This is a genomic window from Kitasatospora sp. NPDC058032, assembly GCF_042885845.1.
Classification (GTDB): Bacteria; Actinomycetota; Actinomycetes; order Streptomycetales; family Streptomycetaceae; genus Kitasatospora.
On record NZ_JBHVRK010000008.1, the window covers coordinates 246,304 to 263,576 of the forward strand.

Here is a 17,273-nt window from a genome sequence, read left to right on the forward strand (position 1 = left end):
GGGGCCCACGCCATGTCAGCCACCGCCACCGACGCGCAGTCGACCTACCTGGAGCTCTCCGAGGACAGCGGCAGCGCGCACAAGTTCTACGAGGTCCTGGTCAGCGGGGCGGCCGTCACCATCACCTACGGGCGGATCGGCGAGAGCGGCCAGACCAGGACCACCAGCTACCCCTCCCCGGAGAAGGCCGCCTCGGCCGCCGCCAAGAAGATCGGCGAGAAGGTCCGCAAGGGCTACGCCCCGGCGGTGCGCGGGGTACGGCAGCACCGGGCGGTGACCCGCCGGGCGATCGTCAGCACCCGTTCGACGGCCCGCCAGGCGCCGGTGCTGTGGCGGTTCCGCTCCGGCGCGGCGGCCTTCGGCATCTTCGTCGGCGAGGAGCACGCCTGGGTCGGCAACGAGCGCGGCGACGTCTACACCCTCACCCACGACGGCGAGGTGACCGGCCGCTACGGCCTGCCCGACGGCGTCAAGTGCATCGTCGCCGACGACTGGTGGATCTACGCCGGCTGCGACGACGGCAAGGTGTACGACCTGGGCGGCAAGGTGCCGCGGGTGGCGTACGAGATAGCCGAGGACGTCGACATCTACTGGCTGGACATCCACGACGGCGTGCTCGGCGTGGCCGACGCGCGCGGCGGGATCACCACCGTCGACCACGAGGACGAGTTCCAGTGGCGCCGCAAGGCCGAGGGCACCGACGGCTGGATGGTGCGCTGCGACGCCGACGGCGTCTACCACGGCCACTCGCGCGGCGTCGCCCGCTACGCCTCGCGCGGCGGCGCGCCGGTGTGGCACACCGGGACCGACGGCGCGGTGCTGTTCGGCTGGCAGGAGCGCGACGAGGTGTTCGCCGGCACCTCGCGCGGCTCGGTGCACCGGCTGCGCAAGGCGGACGGCTCCGAGGCGGCCCGCTACCGCTGCGACGCCGCGGTGTTCTCCTGCGCGGCCTCGCCCGACGGCCGCTACGTGTTCGCGGGCGACAACCACTCCTCGGTGTACTGCTTCGCGGCCGACGGCACCCGGCTGTGGAAGCTCGGCACCGGCTGCGGCTCGGCGTACAGCATGCAGTACCGCGACGGCCGGCTCTACCTGGTGACCACGGACGGTTCGCTGGTCTGCCTGGACGCGAGCGAGCAGGCGGTGCGCGCGGCCGAGGAGGGCCGGCTGCCGCAGGCCGCCGAGGTGGACGGCAGCGGCTGGACGGCGGCGGTGGCGGGCGCCGCGATCGAGTCGGTGACGGTCGGGTCGGCGGCGGCGACGGGCGGCATCGAGGTGGAGTGCGTGCAGGACGGCGCCCGGCTGCGGGTGCGGGTGGTGTCGCCGGGCTTCGACCCGCTGCGCCGGGTGCAGTTCCCGAAGGACATCCGGGTGCCGGGTGCGCGGTACCTGGTGGCGGAGGTGCTGGAGTCCGGCAGCGGCTCGTTCTACCGCGCCCGGGGCGACATCAAGCGGCTGCTCTGAGTTCCCCCGACCGACTTTCCGTCCACGTCCGAAGGCCGTTGACAGCCCGTCGCGGGCCTCGGTGTAATGCGGGTGCAATACGCACGCACGGCACACCGACACCGACCGTTTCGGGCTGTTCCCGGGGAAAGCAGGGCGTCATGAGCGTGGACACCGAGGCCGTCGCGGCTTCCGGGGCGTCGGCGGAGACCTCCGTGCCGCAGTCCCGGATGGCCGCCCTCTACCAGCGCGACCGGACCTGCCAGGGGCTCGGCATCGCGCTCGACCAGGTGTCCACCGGGCACGCGGTGATGCGGATGACGGTCGGCCCGGCGATGGTGAATGGCCACGGCATCGCGCACGGAGGCTTTCTCTTCCTGCTTGCCGACGCGGCCTTCTCCTACGCCTGCAACAGCTACGGCCCGGTGACGGTCGCCCAGGGCGCGCAGGTGACGTTCCTGGCGCCGGCGGCGGTGGGGGACGAACTGACCGCGGAGGCGGTGGAGCGCACCCGCTCCGGGCGCACCGGCGTCTACGACGTGACGGTGCGCAACGCGGCCGGAAAGGTGATCGCGGAGTTCCGCGGCCAGAGCGTGATGCTGGCCGGGGCGCCGCACACGGGCTGAGCACGGCCACGAGGGCCGGGTACGTCCGCCCGGGCGGGGGACACCCGCCCGGGCGGCGCCCGGGTCAGGCCGGCGGACGCTCGTCGATGACCTGCTGGAGCTTGCCGGTGCGCGGGTTGGTGACCAGCTCCGAGCGCGGCACCCACTCGATCGCCAGGTCGTGGATCACCCCGGCCGCCACGTCGTCCGGGTAGAGCGGGCGGGCCCTGTAGACCGCCTCGACGAGCCGCTCGGCCAGCCCGGCCGGCGGCTCCTCGGTGTACCCGAGCCGCAGGATCAGTCCGTCCTTGCCGTCCCAGCGCCGCTGCACCATCTGCAGGCCGGAGATGATCTGCTCCGGGTCGTGGGCGAGCAGGACGGCCCGGATCTCCTCGGTCGGCATCGCCACCGTGCCGACCCGGGCGCCCTCGGTGGACCGGCCGACCAGGCGGAACCGCCCGCGTTCCACGTCGACCCACTCGGCGCGGTCGCCGGTCGGGTAGCGCAGGATCGGCATCAGGGTGCGGAACAGGTTGGTGACCACGACCCGGCCGGGCGTCCCGGGCTCGGTGATCGGCTCGCCGGTGGTGTCGTCGACCAACTCCACCACCGTCCGGTTCGGGAAGGCCTCGTGCACCCGGACGTCGTCCCCGGGCACCGGCGCGCCGACCAGGCCGGCGTCCACCGAGGCGTAGCCGATCGAGGAGACGGCCGCGTTGGGGAACGCCCGGGAGAGGATCGGGCGCAGGTCCGCGAAGAGCAGGTCCCCGCCGAACAGCAGCAGTTCGATCCGCTCGGCGACCCTGCCCTCCTTGACCAGGTGCTCGGCGACGGAGCTGAGCTTCATCGGCTCGCCGGCCAGCACGTCCACGCCGAAGTCGTGGATCAGGTCGGCGATGTACGCCTCGGGCGCGGCGCCGACGGGCAGCCGGACGTTCTCGACCGGCGCGTGGTGCAGGGCGTTCTCGATGTAGAGGAACCCGCCGTACAGCTCGCCGGCCCAGAACAGGTTGGCGACCCGGTGGCCCGGCTTGAGGCCGGCCTGGACCAGGCCCGCGCCGAAGGCGCTGACCGAGTCGGTGTGCTCGGTGCGCGACCAGGGGGAGAACTTGGGGACACCGGAGGTGCCGCCGGTCTTGTAGACGCCGGCGTCCGTCAGCGGGCCGGTGAGCAGGCGGTTGTCCGGCCAGGAGTTGGCCGCCCAGAAGGCGGTCTGCTCGATCAGCGGCAGCTGGGCGAGGTGCTCGATCCGCGGCGGCAGGTCGCGGTACAGATCCGCGTAGAAGGGGGAGTTGCGGCGGGCGAAGTCGACCAGCTCGGGGAGTGGTTTGGCAGGCATGGCAGGGCTCCTGATGGTGCGTCAGTGAGAATCCGGAAGGCCGATCCAGTCGCGGGCGAGGGCCTGGACGGCCGAGCCGTCGGGGTCGGCGAGCTTGTGGGCCAGATGGTCGGCGGCCCAGGCGTTGGTGGGCACGCGGAAGGCGGGGCGCTCGGCGCGCAGCGTCCGCACCACCACCTCGGCCACCTCGGCGGCCGGCTGGCCGGCGGCCTCCCAGCCCTGGCCGGCGACCTGGGCCAGGTAGTCGGCGAAGGTCGGCGCGTACGGGCCGGAGGCCGCCGCGATGGTGCGGCGGTCGATGTCGGGGAAGATCCCGAACCCGGTGTCGGGCACGAAGCCGGGCACCACGACGGAGACCCGCACGCCGTGCGCGGCGGCCACCGGGGCCAGGCTCTCCATGAAGCCCTCGACCGCGAACTTGGCGGCGCAGTAGGCCTCGTTGAACGGCTGGCCGACCACGCCGTGCACGCTGCCGACGGTGACCAGCCGCCCGCCGGAGGCGCGCAGCAGCGGCAGCGCGGCGCGGCTGACGGCGATCACGCCGAAGAAGTTCACCTCCAGGTTGGCCCGCAGCGCGGCGTCGGTGGACATCTCCAGGGTGGGGTCGAAGTTGGAGACCCCGGCGTTGTTGACCACCGCGTCCAGCCGCCCGTACGCCGCGGCCACGCCGTCGACGCAGGCGGTGACGGAGGCGGCGTCGGTGACGTCGAGCGGGCGGACGTCCAGGGTGACCCCGGCCTGCTCGGCGGCCTTGCGCAGGGCGTCGGAGCGGGCCGGATCGCGCAGCGTCGCGACGGTGGTGAACCCGGCGCGGGCGGCGGCCACGGCGGTGGCCAGGCCGATGCCCGAGGAGCAGCCGGTGATCAGCAGGACGTCGCCGCTCATGACGCGCTCTCCGTCAGCTCCGCCGAGGTGTCCGCCGCCTGCTGCTGCTCCTCGCGGGCGGCGGCGTCCATCCGGGGCTGGATGCCGAGCGCGGGCAGGAAGGAGCAGGCCGCCAGCAGCGTGCCGCCGGCCATCACCCAGCGGGCCGCGTCCCGGATGCCCAGCGGCTCGGTGAGCGCCGACACGGCCAGGCCGCCGACCAGCGCGGCGAGCGGGATCACGCCCCAGGTGACGGTGCGGAACGCCGCGTGCATCACGCCCTGGTGCTCGGCGGACATCCGCGACTGCCGGGTGGGCGCGCTGCACACGTTGATGCAGGACATGAAGAAGCCGTAGCAGCCCATGGTCACCGCGATCACCGGCCCGGCGGGCAGCGCGGGCGCGGCCAGCACGCCCAGCCCGACCAGGCAGTGCAGCAGCAGCGACCAGGCCAGCGTCCGCCCCAGACCGAGGCGCGCGCTGATCCGCGGGGCGACCACGGCGCCGATCAGCGCGCCCACCGCGCCGACCGACATCGCCGCGCCGAGCACGCCGACCGACACGCCGAGGCCGCGGTAGGCGAGCACGGGCAGCACCGTGACGAAGACCGGCCCGCCGGAGTTGAGCGTGACGGCCGCCAGCACCACCCGGCGCAGCACCGGGTCGGCCCAGTTCATCCGGAAGCCCGCGGTCAGCCGCTCCCACACGGTGCCCTCGACGACGGTCCGCTCGCCCCACGGCCCCATCGAGCGGAAGCAGGCGGCGGACACCAGGTAGCTGGCCGCGTCCACCAGCAGCGCGCCCACCCCGAGCGCGCTGTACAGGCCGGCGGCGATCGACGGCCCGGCGACCTCGGAGACCGAGTTGCTGCCCTCCAGCCGGGAGTAGGCGCGCACCATCCGGTCCTCGGGCACCACGGCGGGGACGGCGATCAGATAGCCGACGTTGAAGAAGATGGTCGCGCCGCTGATCACCGCCACGCAGCCGAACAGCAGCGCGGTGGAGAGGAAGTCCAGCCAGTACGCGAGCGGGATCACCAGGACGGCGGCCAGCCGCAGCAGGTCGCAGACCAGCATGGTGAGGCGTTTGTCCCAGCGGTCGACCAGCACGCCCGCGACCGGGCCGAGCAGCGGGATGCCGAGGTACTGGGCCATCGCCACCACGCCGACCTGGAGCGCGGAGGCGTGCAGTACGAAGATCATCAGGGTGGGGACGACGAACACCGTGATCCGGTCGCCGACCACGCTGACCGTCTGGCCGGCCCAGAACAGGTTGAAGCCGCGCCCCAGGTCCTCCGGGCGCCGCGGTTTCACGAGGCCTCCCCGTCGGTGGCCGACGTGGCTTCGGTGGACGCGCGCACCACCAGGGAGGCCGTCTTGCCGGTGCGGTCGTTGCTGACCAGCGTGTCCGTCACCCGGACCGTGACGTGTTCCGGGTCGTGCTGGAAGGCGGTGCTCAACGTGAAGGTGGCGGAGAGCAGTTCGGTGCGCAGCGCGGCGGTGTCCACCGCCGTGTCCGGGTCGGCCAGCAGCAGGACGTCCACCCCGGCGGCCCGGCCGCCGTCCTCGGTGATCACCACCTGGGCCCGGGAGACGCCGGGTTCGCGCTCGGCCCGGGCGACCAGCTCGTCCACGTGCAGGCCGAGGCCGCGCACCTGGACGACGTTGTCGCGCCGCCCCAGCACCCGCATCGCCCGGCCCGGGCGCCCGCACGGGCAGTCGGTCAGCTCGCCCGCGTCACCGGTGCGGTAGCGCAGCACCGGGTTGAGCATCTCCGGGTTGAGGGTGGTGAAGTCCAGCAGTCCGTCCGGGCCCGCGTGCACCAGCTGGTCGGGCAGCGGGTGGAAGGTGTCGGCGGGGCAGTCGGGCGTATTGGTGCCGACCACCCAGGTCTCGGTGGAGCCGAACATGCCCCAGCGGCGGGCCTGCGGTGCGACGGCCGCGAGGTCCTCCTCCAGCTGCGGCTGCCAGGCCTCGCCGAGCCAGAGCACCTTGTGCAGGGCGGGCAGCTTGATGCCGGCGGCGCGGGCGTGCGCGAACCACAGGCGCAGCACGCTCGGGGTGCCGCCGATCGCGGTGACGCCCCGGTCGGCGAGGAAGCCCAGCCAGTCCGGGTACTCCTCGCGGGTGATCGAGCCGAGCGCGATCACCCGGCAGCCGGCCCGGTCGGCGAGCGCGGCGGCCAGGAAGTGCGCGCCCCACATCCGGCCCGCGCCCCAGGCGTTGGCGAACACGTCGTCGCGGTCCAGCGCCTGCCAGTGCTCCTGGACGCCGGCCATGTAGAAGCCGGTCGGCGCGTAGCCGACCTTGGGCGCGCCGGTGGAGCCGCCGCTCTGGAACAGCCAGGTGGCGGCCGTCGCGCTGCGCGGCTCCAGGTGGGCGAGCGCGGTGTTCAGCTCGTCCTTGAGCAGCGGCGGCAGGGCGGCCAGCTCGTCCAGGGTGCGCAGGCCGCCGGGGTGCGCGGCGTAGCGCGGGGCGAGCCCGGGCACCGTCCGCAGCAGATCCAACGTCCTTGTGGCGACGGTCAGTCGGGCCTCGGCCGCCTCGGGTGGCAGGGAGAAGGCGTCGGTCATCGGGCGTCCGATCGGAGGGTGGGGGACAGGGGGCGGTTCGCGAGCCACTTGGCGTGGGCGTCCCGGTAGGCGGTGAAGCGGGCTCGGGTGATGTCCCGTTGCAGGGTGCGGCCCGGGTCGTCGAAGTCCGGGGCGATCACGCCGTCCGGCTCCAGCTCGGAGAACCAGTACCGCTCGCCGTCGTAGAGGAAGTCCACGCAGAAGAACGGGATCGCCAGCTTCTCGGCGAAGTAGGCGGTGGCCTCGGCGAGTTCGGGCGGTACCGGCGGGAACTCCATCTTGCCGCCGCGGCTGGCGTTGGCCACCGGCGAACCGGGCTCGGGCACCCGCCGCAGCGCCGCGTACGGCTTGCCGTCGATCACGTAGACGCGGTAGTCCACGGTGCCGTCGCCGAGGTAGGGCTGGGCGATCAGCGTGGTGTCGCCGCCCTGGGCGAGGCTGGCCAGGCCACGGACGTCCTCCGGGCCGCGTGCCAGGTTGATGCCGCCGCCGCCGCACCAGCCGGCCGGCTTGACGATCGCCGGGTAGGTCAGCGAGCCGAGCGCCACCTCGTAGTGGTGCTTGGCGACGTCCCGGCCGGTGCCGATCCGGATCGACGGGATCGGCGGGACCGGGGAGCCGGCCAGGTGCAGCACGGTGGCCAGCTTGTCGTTGCCGATCAGCGAGATGTGCGGCGGGAACGGCAGGTAGAAGCCGGCCTGCTCCAGCACCGCGTACAGCGCGTACTGGTTGAAGACGTCCATCGACTGGTACGGCAGCGAGTAGAGCGCGGTGATGAACAGGGTGTCCTGCGGGGTCACCGGCTCCTCGTCGACGTACACCAGCGGGCGGGCCGGGTCGGTGGCGTCCACGGTGACCGCGTCCGGCGCGTGCCGGCACCAGGTGAGGCCCAGCTCCTCGGCCACCTCGGCGTAGAGGTCCCAGAAGTAGTGGTGCCAGGTCGCGGTGGTCCGGGTGGACTCGCGGTCGGGGAAGATCCAGCACATCCGGCGCAGCGGGCCTGGGTCGTGCGGGCCTGGGTCGTGCGGGCTGGGATCCTGCGGGGCGGACGGGTTCACCGTGCGGCTCCTTCCTGGGGTGCGGGGTGCCCGGCCCGCTCCGCCCACCAGCGGCGGCCGGCCTCGGGGAGGGTGTCCACCGGGTCGTAGTAGGGGTGGAGGCGGTCCAGCGCGTCGTGCCCGGCCGGGGCGGCGCCCGCGTCGCGGGCCTCCAGGCCGGTGCGGTAGTTCTTCGTCCAGTACGAGATGCCGCGCTCGCGGTCGTAGGCCACCACCTGGTGCACCCAGCGCTTGCCGAGTCGCGGCACGTCGCAGACCAGGCGCGGGGTGGCGTAGCCGGGCAGGTAGCCCATGATCGCCTCCTGCAGGCGCTGCGCCTGGTGGAGGCTGGTGCGCCAGTGCTCGGCGTTGGGGATCATGTCGCAGAGGTAGAAGTAGTACGGCAGGATGTTCGCCTCGCCCTGGAGGGCGAAGCAGAGGTCCAGCAGGTCCTCGGGGGTGTCGTTGACCCGGCGCATCAGCACGCCCTGGTTGCGGACGTCCCGCACGCCCGCGTCGAGCAGCGCCCGGGCCGCCTCGGCGACCAGCGGGGTCACCGAGCGGACGTGGTTGGCGTGGGTGTGCACGGCGAGGTTGACGGCCCGGCCGGCGGCGAGCGTGGCCATCCGGTGCACGCCCTCCAGCACCCGCGGCTGCAGCCAGTGCTGCGGCAGGCCGACCACCGCCTTGCTGGCGAGCCGGATGTCGCGCACCGTCTCCAGCTCCAGCAGCCGGCGCAGGAAGGACTCCAGCTGCGGCCAGGGCACGTTGGCGAGGTCGCCGCCGGAGACCACCACGTCGCGCACGGTCGGGGTGCGCTTGAGGTAGTCGAGCATCTGCTCCTGGCGGTGCTCCGGCCGCAGCGTCAGACGGGTCTTGGCGACCTGGGGCGTGGAGGTGCCGACCAGGTCCATCCGGGTGCAGTGGCCGCAGTACTGCGGGCAGGTGGCGACCAGTTCGGCCAGCACCTTGGTGGGGTAGCGGTGGGTGAGCCCCTCGGTCACCCACATCTCGGCCTCGTGCAGCGAGTCGCGCTCGGCCTTGGGGTGGCTGGGCCAGTGCGGGAGCCGGTCGGCGAGCACCGGAAGCATGTAGCGGCGGACCGGGTCGGCCAGGAACGCGGCGGTGTACTCCTCCGGGGTGGTCGGGGCGTTCGCGGCCATGGTGTTGAGCATCTGCGGTGGTACCAGCAGCGGCATGGTCGCGAACTCGGCCTGGTCGGCGTCGAGTTGGGCGTAGCACTCGGGGGTGAGCAAGTCGCCGACGACGGCGCGCAGCTGGCGGGTGTTCTTGACGCAGTGGGCGCGCTGCCACTGGGCGTCGCGCCACTGCGCCCCGGTCACCTCGCGCCAGCCGGGCAGCCGGCGCCAGTCGGGTTCCACCAGGGGCGTGCGGACGTACTGGTAGGGCTGCGCGGGCGCGGGGTGCGCGGCGGCAGCGTGGCGGTCGTCCATCCGGGGGCTACTGGCCGGTGAAGAGGGTGGCGAAGCGGGTGCGCAGTTCGCGCTTGAGCACCTTGCCGGTGGGCCCGAGCGGGAACTCCGACGCGGTGCGGGCGATCCGGACGGCGGCGAGCGCGGCCAGGCCGGCCCCGGCGAGCGCCTTGTTGGCGGCCTCCAGCACCTCCGGGTCCGTCGCCGATTCCGCTTCCTGCTGCAACTGGACGACGGCGATTGGTCGTTGGCCCTCTCCGGCGGCGCCGGGCACGCCGACCACCGAGCAGTCCCGCACCAGCTCGGCGCAGTCCGCCAGCAGCACCTCCTCGATCGGCAGGCTGTAGACCGGGCCGACCGCGGTGTCGATGACGTCCACCGTCCGGTCCAGGTGGTAGAACCGGCCCTCGGCGTCGCGCCGGGCGACGTCCCCGGTGAGCCAGTACCCGGCCAGCTCGAAGCTGCCGGTCAGCCGCCCGTCGTTCCAGTAACCGGGTGTGCGCGAGGGCGAGTCGATCGCCAGCAGCCCGACCGTGCCGTCCGGCACCTCGGCGCCGTCCTGGTTCAGCACGGCGGCCCGGCGCACCACCTCCAGCGGCTTGCCGACGCAGCGGTCGTTGCGGTCCGACTCCGGTGTGGTCACCTGGCCGAACAGCGCCATGCCCATCTCGGAGGAGCCCAGGCCGTCGACGAACTGCGAACCGGGCAGGGCGGGTTGCTCCGCCTTCTCCTGCGGCAGCAGCCAGGGCCGGATCAGCCCGGCCGGGCGCTCGCCGAGCCGGACCAGGCGGCGGATGTGCCCGTAGTGCGCGCTGTCGCCGGTGTTGAACCAGGAGTGCACCTTGGCGGCGCCCTTCACCGGGAGCTCTCCGGTGGCGAGTTCGACGAAGGTGCGGGGGAAGGAGGCGACCATGGTCGGCTGGAAGGCCTCCATCACCGGCTCGACCACCGCCCGGCGCCAGTCGGCCATCACCACGGTCGGCAGGCCGAGCAGGGTCGCGGTGAGGAAGTAGCTCAGGCCGCCCGCGTGGGTGTGCGGCATCAGCGACATCAGCCGGTCGGACGGCTCGGCGGGGAAGCGCACCATGCGCGGCTGCTTGCCGTCCCAGAACTGGCGGTGTCCGAGCATGGTGGACTTCGGGGTGCCGGTGGTGCCGGAGGAGTGGATCAGCGCGACCACGTCGTCCGGCGCGTGCCGGTACGGGTACTGCGCCGGCAGGGCGCCGGAGGCCTCCGCGTCGAAGGCCCGGACCTCGGCGGCGAGCGCGAGGAACCGGGGGCGGCGCTGCGGGTCCTCGCGGTAGGCGGCGGCCAGCCGGGTGGTGTCGTCGGCCACCACGCCGACCACGCCGACGTGGTTGAGGTAGCGGACCAGCACATCGTGCCGCATCGCGTCGTTGACCAGGGCCGGGACCGCGCCCAGCGCGCTGAGCGCGAGGAAGTGCAGCAGTGGCTCCAGGCCCTCGGCGATCACCACGGCCACCGGCTCGCCCGGGCGCACGCCGTTGGCGTGGTACCAGGCGGCGTAGCGGTCGCGCTGCGCGGCCAGGTCGAGCAGGCTGTGGCCGCGCAGCACGACGGCGCCGCGGTGGTCGGTGTGGTGGCTGTAGGCGAACGGGACCGCGCGGTTCGGGTTCACCGCGATGGCGTGGTCGAGGAAGTTGCCCGCCCCGAGGCCGGGTTCGGCCATCAGCCGCTCGCGGGCGGCGAGCGGTGCGATCGGGGTGGGCGGGGTGCTGCTCAGGGGGGAACTCGGGTCGCTCATGGCTCTCCTGAGAGGGGGGTGGCCCGCGGTTCTTGTGGAACGGGAGCACGGGCGGCGGGGGGAGCGGTGGTGGGTGGTGCGGTTGCCGTCTTGCCGTCTTGCGGTTGTGCCGTGTCGGCCGGGGCGGCGGGTCAGGCCTCGCCGTCGAGGATCTCCGCGACGACCCGGTGGCCGGAGCGGATCGCGCCCTCCAGCAGGCCGAAGAACTCCGTGCTGGTCTCGGTGCCGGCCCAGTGCACCCGGCCGTGCGGCGCGGTCAGCGTCGGGCCGAGCCGCAGCCAGTCGCCGGGCCCGAAGAGTGCGGCGTAACAGCCCTTGCTGTAGGGCTCGTTGACCCAGTCGGTGACGTGGAAGCCGATTGGCTCGGGCAGCATCGGGAACAGCCGGGCGGCCTGCGCGACCGCGGCGGCGCGCTGCTCGCCCGGCCCGAGGGCGGCGTAGCGGTGCGCCTCGGCACCGGTGACGAAGCCGGTGAGCACCCCGACCGCCGAGCCGGCCGGTGAGTCGTCCACCGTGGAGAGCAGCGGGCCCTCCGCGTTGACCGACCAGCCGGAGAGCCCGTGCTCGCGCCAGACCGGGGACGGGTAGACCAGGTTGACCTTGACGGCGCAGCCACGCCCGGTCGGCTCGCCCGCCCGGCGGGCCGGCGGCTCGGGTCCCAGGTCCAGGGCGTCGGCGAGCAGTGGCGGCAGGGCCACCACGGCGACGTCGGCCCGGTACGTCGCGCCGCGCTCGGTGTGCACGGTGACCGCGTCGGCGTCCTGGGTGACGGCGCGCACCGCCTCGCCGAGCCGGACGGTGCCGTGGTGCCGCTCGGCCAGCCGGCCGGCCAGCCGCTCGCAGAGCAGGTGCGCGCCACCCGCGATCCGGTCCTGCTGGGCGCCGCCCTCGAAGGCGTTGAGGTAGCGCAGGCCGCCGCCGGAGCGCAGGTAGAAGGCCATGTGCAGGACCGATACCTCGGCCGGGTCGGCGGCCATCATCTCGCCCAGGAAGAGCGGGAAGAACAGCCGGGCGTCCGGGTGGTCGAGGTACTGCTCGGCCCACTCGGCGGCGGTGAGGCTGTCCAGCCGCTCGGCGTCCGGGGTGAGCCAGGGCGCCTCCGGGCGGACGACGGCGGTCAGTTCGGCGAGGTGGTCGAAGAGGTCGCCGAGCGCCACCGCGTTGAGCGGCGGGAACCGGCCGTCCCGGGTGGCGTGTTCGCCGTCCTGGTGGCTTCCCAGCGCGAAGCGGCTCGCGCCGAGCATCGTGGTCGGCGTGGTGTGGAGTTCCAACTCCTTGATGAGATCGAGGAGTTCGGTGTGCCTTGCGCCGAGGTAGGCGGCGCCCGCGTCGATCCAGGCGTCGGGGGCGACCTCGATCCCGTGCGTACGCCCGCCGACCCGCTCACGGGCCTCCAGCACGGTGACGTCCACCCCGCGGGCCGCCAGCCCCTCGGCGGCGGTCAGGCCCGCCAGTCCGGCGCCGACGACGACCGCGGAGCGCGCTCTGCCGCCGGTCATCTGACGCCCGCGATCAGCGCGACGAGGCCGGCCGGGGTGGGCGCGAGCACGAAGTCCTCGAAGGACAGCTCGACGCCGTACGTCCGGGCCAGGGCGCTCAGCACGCGGGTGGCGATGAGGGAGTCACCGCCGAGGAGGAAGAAGTCGGAGTCCGCCGCGACGTCCTCGGTCTCCAGGACGCGACGGAAGATCGCCGTCACGCCCTCGGTGTCGGCGGGGGTGGTGTCTACGCTGCTCAACGGGGTCTCCTAGGGACCGTCGGGGGTCGCGGCGCGCCGGGGCGGCACCGCGTGAGGGTGGTGGGCCGTTGGGTGCGCGCGGGCCCGGGGCGCGTGAGGGTGGAAGCGTTACGGGTAGGCGGGTGCCGGTGCCGAGTGGCGGCGGTGCGAGGCGGCCCGGTCGACCTTGCCGCTCGCCGTGAGCACCAGCTCCGGCACGACGGTGATCCGGCTGGGCACGAGGTGGCCGGGCACCCGGTCCCGCAGGTGGGCGCGGACCTCGGCGTCCAGCGTCCCGGCCGCCGTCCCGGCGCGCGGGACCACGTACGCGACGAGCGCGGAGCGCCCGGCGACGGTCGCCCCCGTCACCGCCACCGCCTGCACGCCCGGGTGCCCGCCGATGTGCGCCTCCACCTCGGCCGGGTCGACCCGGATCCCGCGGACCTTGAACTCGCCGTCCATCCGGCCCTGGTGGGTCAGCACGCCGTCCGGCGCCCGGCTCACCCGGTCGCCGGTGCGGTACCAGCGCACACCCTCGGCGTCCTCGGTGAACCGGGCCGCGGTGGCCTCCGGCAGGCCGAGGTAGCCGAGCGCCACCGCCGGTCCGCCGATCATCAACTCGCCGCGCTCGTCGATCCGTTCGCGCACATGGGGCAGTGCCCGGCCGATCGGCACCCGGTCGCCGGCCGCCCAGGGCCGGTCCCGGACGGCGGCCAGCGGTCCGTGCAGGTCGACGGCATGGGTGATCAGGGTGGTCTCGGTGGAGCCGTAGGTGTTGAGCAGCCGGACCCGTCCGGTGTCGAGGGCGGCCCAGTCGGCCAGCCGCGCCGGGCCGGCCGGCTCGCCGCCGATCACCACCAGCCGCACGCAACCGGGCAGCCCGGCGCCCTCCTCGGCGAGGTGCAGGACGAGCTCGTGCCAGAAGGCGGTGGGCAGGTCGAGCACGGTGATCCGCTCGCGCTCGATCATCCGCAGGAAGCGCGGGAACGACCCGCTGTGCGCCTCGCGGTCCAGGACCAGTGCGGCGCCGGTGGTGAGGGTCGGCAGGATCTCCTCGAAGCAGGTGTCCCAGTTCAGCGAGGCGAACTGGAGCACCCGGTCCTCGGGGGTGAGGCCGAAGAGTGTGCGCAGCGAGTCGACGGCGGCGGAGATCGCCCGTCGCGGTGTGACGACGGGTTTCGGCTGCCCGGTCGAGCCCGACGTGAAGAGCAGATAGGCCGGCCGCCCCGGGTGTTCCGTGCCGTCCCGGGAGGTCGCGGCTAATCGAGGTAACTCGGCGGGCTCCGAGAGCAGTTCGGGATCGAGCCCGAGCGCCGTCCGGCACCCGACCGCCGCCAGCATCTCGCGCTGCCGTTGCGGCGGGAACGCCGGGTCGACGGGGCAGTACGCCCCGCCGGCGGCCAGGATGCCGAGCAGGCCGATGACGGTGTCCGGCGTATGCGTCGCCGGAACCGCCACCACACCCGGCCCGGTGCCGATGCGTGTGGCCAAACTGCTGGCCGATTCGTGCAGTTGGCGATAATTGAGGTTCTGTCCGTGGTGGACGATCGCCGGGTGTGCGGGATATCGGCGCACGGTTTCCGTGAACGCGTCAATCAGGTCGGAAGTGGCCCCGTTGATGTTGCGGTTATTTGTCATGCCCGCCCCAAAGAATGCCGTGCGAGCACGTGTTCGGTACTCGGCGGACCGGGACTCTACCCGCCGGGACTGCGGAGCCACAATGGTTGTTGAGGATGTCGCTTCAAGGTTGTGTGGTTGACATGTGAACGGGGTCGGCGCTATCCGGGTGGACTCCTGGGGCTCTAGTGACTGCGGACGGTGCCCGAGGCGTCACGCTGCGCACCGGCGCCCGCGGCGCTGCTTCACGGGGAGATCGCACACCATCCAACTCATCGGCCATTTACCGTTGTTCAGGAATCGCCGGTCCCGTTCACCGCCACCCGCCGACCCGCCGCCGCGACCCGGCGGACGTTTCCGCTGCTCGCGGCCTCGGCGGCCAAGGACGGTCCTTCGCGGGGGAATCGAATCCGAACCTCCGCCGACGGACCGATCGGACGCCGACGGATCGTCCGCCCGGCAAGCGTCCGCGGTCTCCCACCGTCCATCGCGCCCCGGTCGCTAAGGTGATCTCCTACGGCCGAAGGAAAGGAACACGCACGTGGAGCACCCCGGCCTCGCCGCGCTCGCCCGGATCATGTCGCCGGAGCGCGGCGCCGACGAGGAGGTCGACTGGGCGGCGGCCGAGGCGCGCTGGGCCGTCCGGTTCCCCGCCGACTACAAGGCCTTCATGGCCCTCTACGGCAGCGGCTCGATCAACGGCCAGGCCTTCGTCCTGCTCCCCCTCCCCAAGGAGGGCATGAGCGGGGGCGGGGACCTGGAGGAGGAGACCGAGAACGCCCGCTTCGGCTGGGAGGCGGAGGGCGGCCGGGCCGCGCTCGACGTCGACCCGGCCCGGATCCTCGCCTGGGGGGTCACCGCCGGCGCGGACATCCTCTGCTGGCTGACCGACGACGGCGACCCTGACCGGTGGCCCGTCCTGGTCCTCGGCCGGCACACGACCCCGGCCTTCGTGGTCCACCCGTTCGGCATGGTCGAGTTCCTCCGGCGCATCGTCCAGGAGGACTTCGACGGGTGGGAGTCCTGGCCGATCAGCATCGCGGGGGAGCTGTGGGACTGCTCGCCGCCGACCTTCGTGCACTGGCGGGCATGACCGGGAGGCCGGTGGGCTCGGCCTCCCGGTCACGCGTCGGCCGGTGCGTCAGCAGGAGAGGTTGCCGCCGCCGATGTCGGTGCCGAGGGTGCCGACGAACTTCTTGAAGAGGTTGATCCGGTCGTCGCGCTGGGAGGGGTTCTTGCCGTCGCACTCCAGCGCGCCGTTGATGGTGCGGATGGTCTCGCCGAAGCCCTTGTTGTTGACGATGGCGTCGTGCGCGGTCATCCGGCCGGCGCCGTTCTGGGTGTTCCAGAACCAGAGCGCGGTCTTCCAGGACACCGCCGGGTCGTTCTGGGCCAGGTTGGGGTTGTGCAGCAGGTCGATGCCGAGGGCGTCGCCCGCCGCCTTGTAGTTGAAGTTCCAGCTCAACTGCAGCGGTCCGCGCCCGTAGTAGGCGGACTGGCCGGCCGGACAGCCGTACGACTGCGAAGAGTCGCAGTAGTGCGAGTAGTTGGCGGTGTTCTGCTCGACGACGAACTTCAGGCCGCCGGTCTCGTGGCTGACGTTGGCGAGGAACGCCGCCGCCTCGCGCTTGCGGGTCGGGGTGTCGCCGGTGGCCGCGAACTTCGGGTAGGCGCCGAGCGCGTCGACCAGGCCGCGGTAGGTGTAGAAGCCGTTCCGGTTCGGGAACAGCTGGTTGAACTGGGACTCGCTGACCACGAAGGAGCCGGCGGCGGAGGCCGGCGCCGTCTGGCCGGCCAGCGAGAGGGTGCTCAGCACGGCGGCCGAGGCCGCCACCGACAGGGCACGCAGAAGCTTCATCGTTCCTCGCACGGGTAATCCGGGAATCCGGGAATCGGTTGGTGGGTCGGTGCTTCGAGAGCGAAGCGCCGGACTCCATCGTGGTCCCCGATTCCCGGAATCCTTGAGCCGTGCGGCTGCAAACCACCCCTTCGGGGCGTATTCGCATTCACTGATCTGACGGCGACTCAATGCTGAGGTCCAGCAGGTGAGTTGGTGGAACGGCCGAGCATGTGGCGGGCGCCTTCGCGGGAGCAGCATCCGTAGCCTCCCTTCACTCGTGAACGCGCGCGTGCGCGGCCGATCATGGCCGGTTTCCCGGGCGCGGGGCAGACGGGCGGGATGCGCGTGCCTACGCTGGGCGACCATGTCTACCCCCACTTCGGCGATGAGGCGTGTGCGCCTCGTCGCCGCACTGACGTTGTTCCTCAGCCTGCTGGGCTTCGGCCAACAGGCCTTCGCCGCGGCCCCGCCCGTGTCGGCGCCCTCCTTCGCGCTGAGCCTGGACGACACCACGCTCACGCCGGGCCAGAACGGCGCGCTGTCGGTGACCTTCACCAACCGGCAGACCAGCCCGGTCACCTTCCTCTACACGACGCTCGTCGCCTCCGAGGCGGGCTCGCCGATCACCGGCGCGCGCCGCGAGTTCACCGGGTGCACCGGTGCGAGCTGGTGCGAGGTCCTGCCCATGACCGTCCGCTTCAACCTGGTCTCACCGGCGGTCCCCATCGCGCCCGGTGAGAGCCGTACCGTGACCCTGCCCTTCCACTTCACGGCCGACTCGGACTGCACCATCGGCGCCCGTGTGGACTTCCGCATCTACTACTTCTACTACGAGTACGGCTCGAACGGCACCTACCAGGGCAGCGAGCTCCCCGATCCGCCCGTCGTCGGCTCCCTCGTCTGCCCGACCGCGTCGTAACGCCGCCCGCCTCTTCGGGAACGGTGTCGTGGGGGGGGGGGGGGGCGGCGGGGGGGGGGGGGGGGGGCCCCCCGCGGGGCCCCCCCCCCCGCGGAAAACAACCCCCCCCCCCCCCCCCCCGG

At 73.2% G+C, this 17,273-nt stretch carries 15 protein-coding genes; 4 read left to right on the forward strand and 11 right to left on the reverse strand.

Features of this window, described 5'->3' with window-relative positions; translation table 11 throughout:
• The first annotated feature begins 12 nt into the window (after positions 1–12).
• Together ACFVUH_RS16175 and paaI are read left to right on the forward strand one after the other, a co-directional pair.
• Complete coding sequence (locus ACFVUH_RS16175) at positions 13–1,464, forward strand: WGR domain-containing protein (RefSeq protein WP_355367938.1); 1,452 nt, start codon at positions 13–15, stop codon at positions 1,462–1,464.
• A 209-nt stretch (positions 1,465–1,673) separates the two neighbouring features.
• Positions 1,674–2,069 (forward strand): hydroxyphenylacetyl-CoA thioesterase PaaI, encoded by a 396-nt coding sequence (gene paaI / locus ACFVUH_RS16180; protein ID WP_355368132.1) that lies wholly within the window; start codon positions 1,674–1,676, stop codon positions 2,067–2,069.
• A 64-nt stretch (positions 2,070–2,133) separates the two neighbouring features.
• Here the strand turns inward: paaI and ACFVUH_RS16185 are convergent, their stop codons facing one another.
• The 10 genes from ACFVUH_RS16185 to ACFVUH_RS16230 all read right to left on the reverse strand — a co-directional run bounded on the left by ACFVUH_RS16185 (position 2,134) and on the right by ACFVUH_RS16230 (position 14,413).
• Entirely contained in the window at positions 2,134–3,387 is a 1,254-nt protein-coding gene (locus ACFVUH_RS16185) for a phenylacetate--CoA ligase family protein (protein ID WP_387913787.1), read from the reverse strand.
• A 21-nt stretch (positions 3,388–3,408) separates the two neighbouring features.
• Positions 3,409–4,272, reverse strand: a complete 864-nt coding sequence (locus ACFVUH_RS16190; protein ID WP_387913789.1) for an SDR family NAD(P)-dependent oxidoreductase — start codon at positions 4,270–4,272, stop codon at positions 3,409–3,411.
• A complete protein-coding gene (locus tag ACFVUH_RS16195) occupies positions 4,269–5,564 on the reverse strand; it encodes an MFS transporter (RefSeq protein ID WP_387913791.1) in 1,296 nt (431 codons plus the stop codon). The genes ACFVUH_RS16190 and ACFVUH_RS16195 overlap by 4 nt, the downstream gene beginning before the upstream one ends.
• A complete protein-coding gene (locus tag ACFVUH_RS16200; RefSeq protein ID WP_387913793.1) occupies positions 5,561–6,823 on the reverse strand; it encodes a phenylacetate--CoA ligase family protein in 1,263 nt (420 codons plus the stop codon). The genes ACFVUH_RS16195 and ACFVUH_RS16200 overlap by 4 nt, the downstream gene beginning before the upstream one ends.
• Positions 6,820–7,881 carry a RimK family alpha-L-glutamate ligase gene (locus ACFVUH_RS16205; protein WP_387913795.1) on the reverse strand — a complete coding sequence of 354 codons (1,062 nt, stop codon included), beginning with the start codon at positions 7,879–7,881 and terminating at the stop codon, positions 6,820–6,822. The genes ACFVUH_RS16200 and ACFVUH_RS16205 overlap by 4 nt, the downstream gene beginning before the upstream one ends.
• The gene (locus tag ACFVUH_RS16210) at positions 7,878–9,314 is read right to left on the reverse strand and encodes a KamA family radical SAM protein (RefSeq protein ID WP_387913797.1); all 1,437 of its coding nucleotides are present in this window, start codon (positions 9,312–9,314) and stop codon (positions 7,878–7,880) included. The genes ACFVUH_RS16205 and ACFVUH_RS16210 overlap by 4 nt, the downstream gene beginning before the upstream one ends.
• A 7-nt stretch (positions 9,315–9,321) precedes the next feature.
• Complete coding sequence (locus ACFVUH_RS16215; RefSeq protein ID WP_387913799.1) at positions 9,322–11,058, reverse strand: class I adenylate-forming enzyme family protein; 1,737 nt, start codon at positions 11,056–11,058, stop codon at positions 9,322–9,324.
• A 131-nt stretch (positions 11,059–11,189) separates the two neighbouring features.
• Positions 11,190–12,557 carry a flavin monoamine oxidase family protein gene (locus tag ACFVUH_RS16220; RefSeq protein WP_387913800.1) on the reverse strand — a complete coding sequence of 456 codons (1,368 nt, stop codon included), beginning with the start codon at positions 12,555–12,557 and terminating at the stop codon, positions 11,190–11,192.
• Positions 12,554–12,796: a phosphopantetheine-binding protein gene (locus ACFVUH_RS16225; protein ID WP_387913802.1), complete on the reverse strand. Its 243-nt coding sequence runs from the start codon at positions 12,794–12,796 to the stop codon at positions 12,554–12,556. Before ACFVUH_RS16225 ends, ACFVUH_RS16220 begins: the two co-directional genes overlap by 4 nt.
• A gap of 108 nt (positions 12,797–12,904) precedes the next feature.
• Complete coding sequence (locus ACFVUH_RS16230; RefSeq protein ID WP_387913804.1) at positions 12,905–14,413, reverse strand: amino acid adenylation domain-containing protein; 1,509 nt, start codon at positions 14,411–14,413, stop codon at positions 12,905–12,907.
• Positions 14,414–14,933: 520 nt separating this feature from the next.
• Between ACFVUH_RS16230 and ACFVUH_RS16235 the strand changes: the two genes are divergently transcribed.
• Positions 14,934–15,485, forward strand: coding sequence for an SMI1/KNR4 family protein (locus ACFVUH_RS16235; protein ID WP_387913806.1), 552 nt, complete (start codon positions 14,934–14,936; stop codon positions 15,483–15,485).
• 48 nt (positions 15,486–15,533) lie between these two features.
• Here ACFVUH_RS16235 and ACFVUH_RS16240 read toward each other — a convergent pair whose 3' ends face one another.
• Positions 15,534–16,250, reverse strand: a complete 717-nt coding sequence (locus tag ACFVUH_RS16240; RefSeq protein ID WP_355367903.1) for a chitinase — start codon at positions 16,248–16,250, stop codon at positions 15,534–15,536.
• Between the two features lie 346 nt (positions 16,251–16,596).
• On the opposite strand from ACFVUH_RS16240, the gene ACFVUH_RS16245 reads away from it, so the two are divergent.
• Positions 16,597–17,151, forward strand: a complete 555-nt coding sequence (locus ACFVUH_RS16245; RefSeq protein WP_387913807.1) for a hypothetical protein — start codon at positions 16,597–16,599, stop codon at positions 17,149–17,151.
• Positions 17,152–17,273 lie beyond the last annotated feature (122 nt).